We start from the raw sequence: 277 nt of genomic DNA, 5'->3' as shown, positions 1-277 counted from the left end.
ATCTCCAGCCTGGTGGCATGATCGAGATTGCCGGTAGGCTCGTCCGCCAGGACCAGCAACGGCCGGTTGAGCAGGGCCCGGGCGATGCAAACCCGCTGGGCCTCGCCTCCGGAGAGCTGGTGCACCAGATGATGGGTGCGCTTTTCCAGGCCGACTTTTTTCAACAGGGCCAGCGCCCGCTCTTGCGCCTGCTTATCGTCACCGCCGGCGAAGGCGGAGGGCAGGAGCACGTTTTCCAAGGCGGTGAGGGACGGCATGAGCCGTGCCTCCTGGAACA

1 protein-coding gene is annotated in these 277 nt (G+C 65.3%); it reads right to left on the bottom strand.

From position 1 onward, the window contains the following. Window positions 1-257, bottom strand: a 257-nt coding sequence (locus ACTFO6_RS18730) for an ATP-binding cassette domain-containing protein (protein ID WP_439935868.1), incomplete at its 3' end; no start/stop codon positions are given. Between the last annotated feature and the right edge of the window lie 20 nt (window positions 258-277).

The sequence above is a fragment of the Pelomicrobium sp. G1 genome, assembly GCF_051905455.1.
Classification (GTDB): domain Bacteria; phylum Pseudomonadota; class Gammaproteobacteria; order Burkholderiales; family UBA6910; genus Pelomicrobium.
This window is presented reverse-complemented; position numbering and strand designations above follow the sequence as displayed.